The 9,662-nt window shown below is 34.5% G+C and carries 9 protein-coding genes and 1 pseudogene; 5 read left to right on the forward strand and 5 right to left on the reverse strand.

What is annotated here, in order from left to right:
* The 5 genes and pseudogenes from ACFIKE_RS00945 to lptC all read right to left on the reverse strand — a co-directional run.
* Positions 1 to 191: pseudogene (locus ACFIKE_RS00945) on the reverse strand (hypothetical protein); the annotation flags it as partial.
* 1,694 nt (positions 192 to 1,885) lie between these two features.
* Positions 1,886 to 2,350 carry a PTS IIA-like nitrogen regulatory protein PtsN gene (gene ptsN, locus ACFIKE_RS00950; protein WP_012754449.1) on the reverse strand — a complete coding sequence of 155 codons (465 nt, stop codon included), beginning with the start codon at positions 2,348 to 2,350 and terminating at the stop codon, positions 1,886 to 1,888.
* A gap of 909 nt (positions 2,351 to 3,259) precedes the next feature.
* Entirely contained in the window at positions 3,260 to 4,054 is a 795-nt protein-coding gene (gene lptB / locus ACFIKE_RS00955) for an LPS export ABC transporter ATP-binding protein (protein ID WP_375626142.1), read from the reverse strand.
* A 6-nt stretch (positions 4,055 to 4,060) separates the two neighbouring features.
* A complete protein-coding gene (locus ACFIKE_RS00960; protein ID WP_375626140.1) occupies positions 4,061 to 4,660 on the reverse strand; it encodes an LptA/OstA family protein in 600 nt (199 codons plus the stop codon).
* A gap of 76 nt (positions 4,661 to 4,736) precedes the next feature.
* On the reverse strand, positions 4,737 to 5,381 hold the full coding sequence (gene lptC / locus ACFIKE_RS00965) for an LPS export ABC transporter periplasmic protein LptC (RefSeq protein ID WP_375626138.1): 645 nt from the start codon (positions 5,379 to 5,381) through the stop codon (positions 4,737 to 4,739).
* 184 nt (positions 5,382 to 5,565) lie between these two features.
* On the opposite strand from lptC, the gene ihfB reads away from it, so the two are divergent.
* From ihfB to lspA, 5 genes are all read left to right on the forward strand, one after another.
* Positions 5,566 to 5,844 carry an integration host factor subunit beta gene (ihfB, locus tag ACFIKE_RS00970; protein WP_012754445.1) on the forward strand — a complete coding sequence of 93 codons (279 nt, stop codon included), beginning with the start codon at positions 5,566 to 5,568 and terminating at the stop codon, positions 5,842 to 5,844.
* Between the two features lie 7 nt (positions 5,845 to 5,851).
* Positions 5,852 to 6,148, forward strand: coding sequence for a lipopolysaccharide assembly protein LapA domain-containing protein (locus ACFIKE_RS00975; protein WP_375628030.1), 297 nt, complete (start codon positions 5,852 to 5,854; stop codon positions 6,146 to 6,148).
* A gap of 175 nt (positions 6,149 to 6,323) precedes the next feature.
* The gene (locus tag ACFIKE_RS00980; RefSeq protein WP_375625509.1) at positions 6,324 to 7,259 is read left to right on the forward strand and encodes a class I SAM-dependent methyltransferase; all 936 of its coding nucleotides are present in this window, start codon (positions 6,324 to 6,326) and stop codon (positions 7,257 to 7,259) included.
* Between the two features lie 2 nt (positions 7,260 to 7,261).
* The gene (locus tag ACFIKE_RS00985; protein ID WP_375625510.1) at positions 7,262 to 8,116 is read left to right on the forward strand and encodes a TrmH family RNA methyltransferase; all 855 of its coding nucleotides are present in this window, start codon (positions 7,262 to 7,264) and stop codon (positions 8,114 to 8,116) included.
* Positions 8,106 to 8,609, forward strand: a complete 504-nt coding sequence (gene lspA, locus ACFIKE_RS00990; RefSeq protein WP_375648191.1) for a signal peptidase II — start codon at positions 8,106 to 8,108, stop codon at positions 8,607 to 8,609. Before ACFIKE_RS00985 ends, lspA begins: the two co-directional genes overlap by 11 nt.
* Positions 8,610 to 9,662 lie beyond the last annotated feature (1,053 nt).

Here is a 9,662-nt window from a genome sequence, read left to right on the forward strand (position 1 = left end):
TTAACTGTCGTTGGAAGAGCCTTCAAAGGTACCGATAACACATAGCAAATCGTATTTTTGGGCGATTTATAAGAATAGGCTCCCCACGCTTCAAATTGATTTAAACGGCTTGGCGTTTGTGCACATGCCACGCCCGCTGTAACAAGAACCATTACAGATGCAGCAATAACAGTCTTTTCAAATATCTTCATTTAGCTCACTTCTTTAGTCTCTAACAAGATTCTCTTCATTGGAAAAATTCAACAAAAACTCCTCGATATTCATGTGTTATTGTCTTAATTCCTTCAATAAGCGAAATATTTTCACACTAACCAGAATAGATTTCTACGTTTCATTGTGACCTTTTAATCGTTACCAAAACATAAACTTCTTATTCAATAATCGCATTAAAAAATAACATCTTCATTTTACGCTACTCATTTCGTTTTTGTATAAAAAACGATTTCTTTAAGCTATAGAACTTCAAAACGAGATGAAAATATACCATCACTCTGTTAAGAAATAAACCATACTCTTTATGTCACAAGCAATCTGATGCAAAATTTTGAAAATACACACCGTACTCCCCGCAAAAAAGCTTAATCGCCTTACGGATATCACTCCTCGACTTTATGCATTCAATACATTTATGTTCGCAAAATACTCCATCTTTCACCCATTATAGTGCATTCATACTTCGTATTCAATATCGTCCCGATAACACTTTTTCTCAATCTTCAAAATATCTTGTAAAAATAATAAAATATTATCAAGATATTAATAATAAAACATAAAGAATTCAGATTCTATCTCAATAATCACATACCACTTTGTTTCTTTTGATCTTATTTCCCTATATATTTTATCTCCAATTATTAATTTCTAAAATGATTTTAGTAGCTTATAATAGCTTAATCATATTATTTTAATATGTTAGACGACATTTTCCTTTCTGTTATAAAAAACTTCCTAAGAATTCTTTTGAAAAGTTTCCTTCTCTTATTTCTAAGTAATTTATCAACAAAAATATAAAACCTTTTCTACAGCAATTCTAACCTTATCATTTTTTAACAACATTTTAATCAATTAAAGTGGATCTTAATAAATCTTCCCATGCACAAAGCTGTTTCACCCAACCTAAAGCTATAACTTTCATTTTTACCCCTTTCTTGTACAGTTTTTATCCACACGCTAATTCCGTTTACAACATGCAAGAAAATGGTTTTGATTGATTCAACATAAACAGGTTTGAAGTGAGAGAATCTTACAGTATTCGCATCTCTCATCCAACATGCAAAATAGTTAATTATATTTATAAATCAATATCTTGCTATACTGAGCATACACTCTTATTTTTTCTTGAGCATTAAAATATTATCCCTAAACACTCAAACTCAACTTACGAAAAATTCGATGCATAAATAAACTTTTCTGTTGATTTCTTTCCCGCTTTCAAAGGACGAAGATTCTTAATCCAATCTGGACTGAAAAAGTTTGGATTCTTGTCGAGCAGTCTACTCTTGTCTTCCTACTTATTTGATTTACTTAACCAAAAGCTCTACAGACAAGTCCTGCTAAAGAATATTTACCACACATTCTAAAAGCACTTAATATATTAAGAAGACTTACATGCCTTATCTCTCCACACCTCAAATGATGGCTTTTTACAGTATAACAGGATAAAAGAATCCATGAAGCATAATGTTTAGATGCTTTAATATACAAGAACAAGAAAAAACAAGTACTTCGTTTTGTTACTTGCTCTTTAAAAAGAAAGTTCGCTTAGAAACGATTTCTCATAAATTGCATGATATAACCTTTTGTTATCAGTCTTTTAAGATAAAAATTATATTATTTTCTACGTTCCGTGGTGTATACCTTGCAACTTATGCACTCATAATATCTTCTAAGCTGCATTTGATTCTGAAGTTTGAATCAGTAAAGCATAAAGCGCATTAGCATTATGCGTATTGCGCAACTTTTGCACAACATCAGTGTGACGCAAAACACGTGCGATCTGTGATAAAGCTTTTAAGTGATCCGCACCAGCATTTTCAGGTGCTAAAAGGAGAAAAACGAGATCTATAGGTTCGTCATCGAGAGCTTCAAAATCAACAGGACTTTCAAGACGTGCAAATATACCAATGATCCGATTAATATCAGGTAATTTTCCATGAGGAATTGCAATACCTCCGCCCAAACCCGTTGAACCAAGCTTCTCGCGCTGTAAAACAACATCAAAAATCACATGCTCACTAAGACCTGTTAGCTTGGAAGCTTTTTCGGCTAAAATTTGCAGAACCTGTTTTTTCGAATTAGCCTTAAGAGCCGGAATGATCGCTTCCGGTGCTATTAACTCACTCAAATTCATACTTTAATTTTCCTCTTACACGCTAAAATGCTCATCAATAAACCTATAAACAGTATAGATACTTAATGTTCTTTCACTTTTCGCAACATCGCATGTGTTTTTACTTTTCAATTTATAATGGATGATGGCTCAATACATCTCATATCACTTCTATCACAACAATAAATAGTATTCGGATCATCATTAACGGCATGAGAAACCAAAGAAATGAAGTTGTTCATAAAGTTAATTTCCTTACGACTCTAGAAAAGGTCATTATTCATAAATTTATTAAACTTGTCATAAGAGTTGATGTATAATTCGCCATCAGAGTTTTTCTTTCTTTAAAAATGAGCCCTTAAATTAAGATGAAAAGCATACTGAGCAAAATGGACCTTTACTTTGAAAATTATTGTATAGCTTGAACATCGCCTTATAACAAGAATATAAAGGTTTTTAGAGATTTAATGATTAGTTTAAAAGATTTATAGATTTATCCTGATATCTGTAGCCCAGCTCCTATTTTCAAATAGGCCATATAAACCAATAAAATACGACAACTCCTATTGAATAACCGCAATATATAACCGGTGCTCCCATCAAAATACCTAAAACAGCATCATCGATATATTATTTGATTCGACAGAAAAAAATATGATAAATATCTTTTACCTTTCAATAATGCACGCATTTATTAAGAGCTTCGTTTATCACTCATTATCAAGTTAATCTAGTGATATCTTTCTATAATACAATCATGAGCAAGCTAAACTTATAAAACAACAAATTAACCTCTAATGATGAAGCCTTTTTCACCGCTCAATAACAACATTAAGGTTATAGTCATAAAAGAAGTTTTGGCATAAATAAGGAGATTTTCAGTAATAATGTTTGGTTAAATTTAAATGGAAACTCGTGAAAGCTGTAAAATCAAAGAGAAAACTGATTTCCCAAATAAATTCTGCGTACATCAACGTTGTTGATAATATCATTAGGACAACCATGAACTAACACCCGCCCTGTATGAATAATATAAGCGCGATCGACAAGCCCTAATGTCTCACGCACATTATGATCCGTTATTAAAACACCAATACCACGCCTAGTTAAATGACGAATAAGTTGTTGAATATCGAAAATAGCGATAGGATCAATTCCTGCAAATGGTTCATCAAGTAACATAAAATGGGGACGAGAAGCTAAAGCGCGCGCAATTTCAAGTCGCCGACGTTCACCTCCAGATAACGAAAGTGCAGACATTTTACGCAAATGATCAATTTTAAATTCATGTAAAAGGCTATCTAATTCTTCACGTTGTTTAAGGCGATCTTTTTCAACGACCTCTAAAACAGCTTTAATGTTATTTTCTACTGAAAGACCACGAAAAATCGAAGCCTCCTGTGGAAGATATCCAATACCTAAACGCGCACGTCGATACATCGGAAGATGTGTAATATCAAATCCATCAATTTTAATGGATCCTCCATCAGATTTTATGAGCCCCATAACCATATAAAAACAAGTTGTTTTACCTGCCCCATTAGGACCTAAAATGCCAACGGCTTCTCCCGTACGAATGCCAAAAGAAACACCATTAACAGTTCGTCTTCCTCGATAAATTTTAATCAAGTTACTGGCAATCAAGGTCCCTTTTAAGGGATTTTTTGAAGCTTCACTTTCAAGATTATACCTATCGGTCTGTCTTTTTCTTTTGATTCCAAACATGAAATCTTAATGGCCATTCTTTTGATTTTGTTTTAAAATAATAGAAACACGACCTTTTTTCTTAGGCGTCTCACAACCTTCTAAAAAAGCCTTTCCGCTTTCCATATTTGCCGTTAGTTTGCACCCCGTGGCCACATTGTCACCATCAGTTAACACAACATGACTCCCTGTCAAACTCATTATTTTTGACTTTCCATCAAAAACGCCTTTATCACCCGTAGCAATTTGCGTAGCAATTTTTATATAAACTTTTCCTAAAGCTTCCATTTTTTGTATACTCGACGAACCAAATAAAGAAACAGATGATGCCTTTGTATCTTCCTTGTTTTTATCAATTTCTTTATGTGCTTTATCGTAGTAAACAACTAATTTTGCCGTTCTTAAAAGACGTTCACCTTGCACCACTGAAACATCACCTTTAAAAAGCGCTATCCCTTCTTTATCACGTATTTCCAAAGAATCTGCATGAAGTTCTACCGGTTCTTTGTCGCTTGATAAACTTATTCCAAAATGAGCCACTTCAGCATATCCTAAAATTGCTCCTCCTCCTAACATTCCCATGCTAAAAGCTAACGTCACACCTATCCATCTTTTGTACGATTTCATTATTTCAATTCTTCTGTTTGTATATACACATACTTCTCTTTATAAATATCCTTTGAAGATTCAAATTGATATTGCGTCATTGCTTTTGAAGCACTAAATGCACACCACCATGGAAATACATGTTTTTTCCTTTTTCTCGAATTTGTAATGCATTTGCGGCAAGATGCAAACCGGCTTGCTGAATATTAACACGTTGGTCTGTTTTTAACTGTCCCTCGGATAAATTAATACTCGCTGACATAAATTGTGCCATCATCCCATCATTCGTCGTAATGGTGAATGGCTTGTCCAACTGTAAAAAACCATTAATATTATCGTAAACCCCCCCTTGTGCTGCAAGAAAAACCTGTCTTTGTTGACCCATAAATGCTTTAGCTGTAATGTTTTGTAATCCAATCATTCCAGAGTGTGTATGATCTTGAAATGCCTTTTCTGCTTTAAGCCAATAAGGTTCATGAGCACGCGTATACCCTTCTAACTTTGGATTGAGCATCGTCAAATTCACCACGCCACTTTCTTCATTATTCAAAGGCATAGAATCAGAAGTAACGGGAACCAAGAAAAACGTAAACCAACAAAAAACCAGCGCTGAAATCAACGCTAAGAGAGGTAAAAAAAATTTTAATATGCTAACGCGACGCGAATGACGGGATGCTTTTTTAAAAACATCTCCGAAAGATGATTGCGTCGAAAAGGCTTCATAATGATTGTGTACGGACATACTCTCCTAATCTCTTAAATACTCCGCATTTTTAATCTGTATAACCTTTATAGAAGGTATTTTCAAATTTTGTTTCTTGCAATTTGTTTTTTCTTCGTTTTATTTTGCTTTTATCCGTTTATATATTGTAATATGTATGAAGTGCACAATTACAAAAAAATTTTTGTGTGAAAGTGAGGCTATTGTGGTAAAATCAGAGCTTGTGCAAATTATCGCTCGTCATAACCCGCATCTTTTTCAACGGGATGTGGAGAATATTGTAAACGCTATTTTTGAGGAAATTTCAACAGCACTTGCAAATGGCAATCGTGTTGAACTTCGTGGATTTGGAGCTTTTTCTGTAAAAAGCCGTTCAGCCCGTAATGGACGTAATCCACGAACAGGTGAAGCTGTTTCTGTTGAAGAAAAGTGGATTCCTTTTTTTAAAACTGGCAAGGATTTACGCGACCGTCTTAATCAGTGAGAAACTTATGATAATTAAACGTATTCTTCTAACAAGTATCGGTGTGATTCTCGCAGCTTTTTTGATTGTTTTTATCGTTGCTAATCGTCAAATGGTTCCGTTAACCCTTGATCCTTTTCGAGCAGATTCTGAAAGTTTTACTTATCATGCTCCCCTCTTTATATGGCTCTTTATTTTCTTTGGTTTTGGTATTTTATTAGGGAATCTGATCAGTTGGTTTTCCTATCACAAATACAAAAAAGCTCTCAAAAAAAGTAAAGCAGAGATAGAGAAATTGAAAACGTCTATCACAAATCTGGTGTAATGGTATTTTAATTAAATCTTTTCTCTTCTCTCTGTATTTTATATTCAGTACAGAGTTAAAGGTGCTCTTTTCTTTTTTATACATATTTTAATTGGCTTTAGCTCTTTTGCACTTTTACGAAACACTTAAGAACTTTATAATATATTTTCATACCTCATATACCGTGATACAAAACATGCCCGCACAATGCTTTCAATCCTCCTCCCATAACAATAGATATCCGCAGGAAAAGTTGCCCCTTATTTTAGAAACAGGTGTAAGTGAAAACTATGCTCTCATTGATTCTGGTCATGGACAAAAATTAGAACGTTATGGAGCTTACCGCATTATTCGACCAGAAGGTCAAGCACTATGGAAACCCGCTTTACCACAAAAACAATGGGCTGATGTTGATGCTATTTTCACAGGAAACCGTGATGAAGAAGGGGTTGGTCGTTGGCATTTTCCTAAAAAGCCACTTGATGAAACATGGACTCTTTCTTGGAATGGATTGCCTTTTCTAGGCCGTTTTACTTCCTTTCGTCATGTGGGGGTTTTTCCTGAACAAGATGCCCATTGGCGCTCTATGGAAAAACAAATTGTTAAAGCCGAACGTCCTATAAAATTGTTGAATCTTTTTGGCTATACAGGTATTGCCTCTTTGATTGGGGCACGAGCGGGTGCGAATGTTACCCATGTTGATGCTTCTAAAAAAGCCATTGCGTGGGCAAAAGCTAATCAAGAAAAAGCAGGATTACCAGATCATTCTATTCGCTGGATTTGCGATGATGCTATGAAATTTGTCGAGCGTGAACTGCGTCGTAAGAAAAGCTATGATATGATTCTTCTTGATCCCCCTGCTTATGGGCGTGGACCCCATGGTGAAATTTGGCAACTGTTTGATCATTTACCCGCTATGATCACAAATTGTCGTAAACTTCTCTCTGATAAACCGCTCTCTGTTGTCCTTACAGCTTATTCTATTCGTGCTTCCTTCTTTGCACTTCATGCTTTAATGCGTGATGCATTTGTAAATCTTGGTGGTACAGTCGAATCAGGAGAACTCATTTTGCGTGAAGAAGTTGCAGGACGTGCTCTTTCTACTTCTCTTTTTAGCCGTTGGATTGCTTGAATATGTGTAGACCCAAAACTGGTAGAGTGAAAGAAATTACCTCTCTTAGCAACCCCATCATAAAAGATCTTAAAGCACTTAGCCAAAAGAAAAACCGTAATAGAGAAGGTCTTTTCATGGCAGAAGGATTGAAATTGGTCATTGATGCTCTCAATCTCGGCTGGACAATACAGACGCTTATTTTTTCTAAAAGTAAAATCGGTAATGCTGCTATCGAAAATACTGCCGCACATGCTGTAGCCAACGGTGGTTTTGTTATTAAAGCCTCACAAAAGGTTATGGAATCTCTTACCCGACGCGATAATCCACAAACAGTTATTGGTATTTTCAAGCAAAAATGGCACTCTCTTGAAATGATAAAAGGACAGATTAAAGATGTTTACATCGCGCTTGATCGTGTACGTGATCCTGGAAATCTTGGTACCATTATTCGAACTGCTGATGCTGTAGGTGCTAAAGGTGTTATTTTAATTGGCGAAACAACAGACCCTTTCTCGCCTGAAACGGTCCGTGCAACCATGGGATCTATTTTCTCTGTGCCACTTTATCGTCTTGATGAAAGCGCCTTTTTAAACTGGTCTGCTCACTTTAAAGGTATGATCGTTGGAACACATCTCAAAGGATCTCTGGATTATCGCACACTTGATTTCAAAAATGGCCCTATTATCCTTTTAATGGGGAATGAAAAACAGGGATTATCAGATCTTCTTACAAATCGGTGTGATAAACTTGCGCGTATTCCACAAAGCGGACGCGCAGACTCGCTTAATCTAGCTGTAGCAACAGCTGTTATGCTTTATGAAATCCGTCGCCCCTATTTAATACTGGAACCATGTGAGGAAAAATATGACGCCTAAATCACTCCCTTTTCTTCTCTTGGGTTTGGCTTTTACAGTACTACTTGATCAAGCTGTCAAATACTGGATTATGCACAATATGCCTTTAGGAACAGAAATTTCGCTTATTCCTTTTCTTTCCCTTTATCATGTGCGTAATTCTGGCATTGCATTTTCGTTTTTTTCTTCCTTTTCTCACTGGGTAATCATCGCCATCACAATCATTGTGATTATCTTCCTTCTATGGCTATGGAAAAATACTGAATATAATAAGTCTTTAATGCGCTTTGGCCTTATCCTTATTATTGGGGGAGCAATTGGCAATCTCATTGATCGTATTCGCTTTCATCATGTCACTGATTATATACTCTTTCATATTGATGATATTTTTTATTTTGCTATTTTCAACCTTGCAGATAGTTTTATCACTCTCGGTGTTATTGCCATCCTTATTGAAGAATTGCGCGCTTGGATGAAAGCAAAAAATCATTCTAACAATACATCTTCTCATTGATATGCTCATTGTCTTAGAAAACAGAGATCATTGACCATCATAAGCCTGATTATAAATTGATTTTTCTTGGATAATTCTTGCAGCTAATTGTTTTTCGTGTTTCTTTTCATAAGATTATAAAATCTTATTTTTCAACTTTACACTTCTACACTTGGTCAATGCAAAAGAAATGAACTCAAATAGAAATCAATATTTTTTATCCACATGTCCTCTATCAAATTCAGAGAGAAAATATTTTACAGCATTTAAAGTTCTATTATTTGCTTAGAACATTTGCTTTTCATATGTTTTTAGTTTTTACAGGTATTGTTTTTTACAGAGCCCTTCTTAAGCGCTTCGTTAAAAAACTCTCCTTTTTTGGTTTATATATTGTTTAATAAAAAACATTTTTTCAACTATCTTCAATGGTGTCTTCTTAAATCAACCTATTGATTATAAATATAAATTACCGTTTTTCATATTGAATAAAAGCCCTTAATAGCCTAAATCTCTTTTATTTGAAATCTGTTCATGCTGAATTTATTAAAACCATATCTCTTGCAAGACACAAGCAAGTCAATAATCTTGATTGATATAATATAAACAGATTTGCAACCAGAGAATCTTACGATATTCGGAATATTATCTAGCATACAAAAAGACAGTTTATCATTATATCTCAATATGTTATATAAATCCAATTCAATAGCTCTTCTAACCGTGCAAAACAGGTGCAATATTGAAGATTGAAAAATAGCGTTATGATAGTTGCCGCTCTTCTCATAAACGCAAAAATAGTGGATATTTTATAAAGGATTGTATTACATAGTTTCTGTGAATAATAAAAATTTTTGAGTGTAGTCTTTATTATCTTGTAAAAATATGGCGAAAAATGGAAACATTTTTTATTAAAATGAACCATTTCCTTACCAATTTGTAAGGTTCCTTGCTTATATAAATCTCTTGTAATTTTTAAATAAATCGCCATAATAAGAGTAGGTATACTGGAATTCTGTCAGTGATTCTTAAGGGTTTTTTGTATTTGCCAAATTAAGGCTTATGCCAAGCTTATCT

The sequence above is a fragment of the Bartonella sp. MU70NMGDW genome, assembly GCF_042194085.1.
GTDB lineage: Bacteria > Pseudomonadota > Alphaproteobacteria > Rhizobiales > Rhizobiaceae > Bartonella > Bartonella grahamii.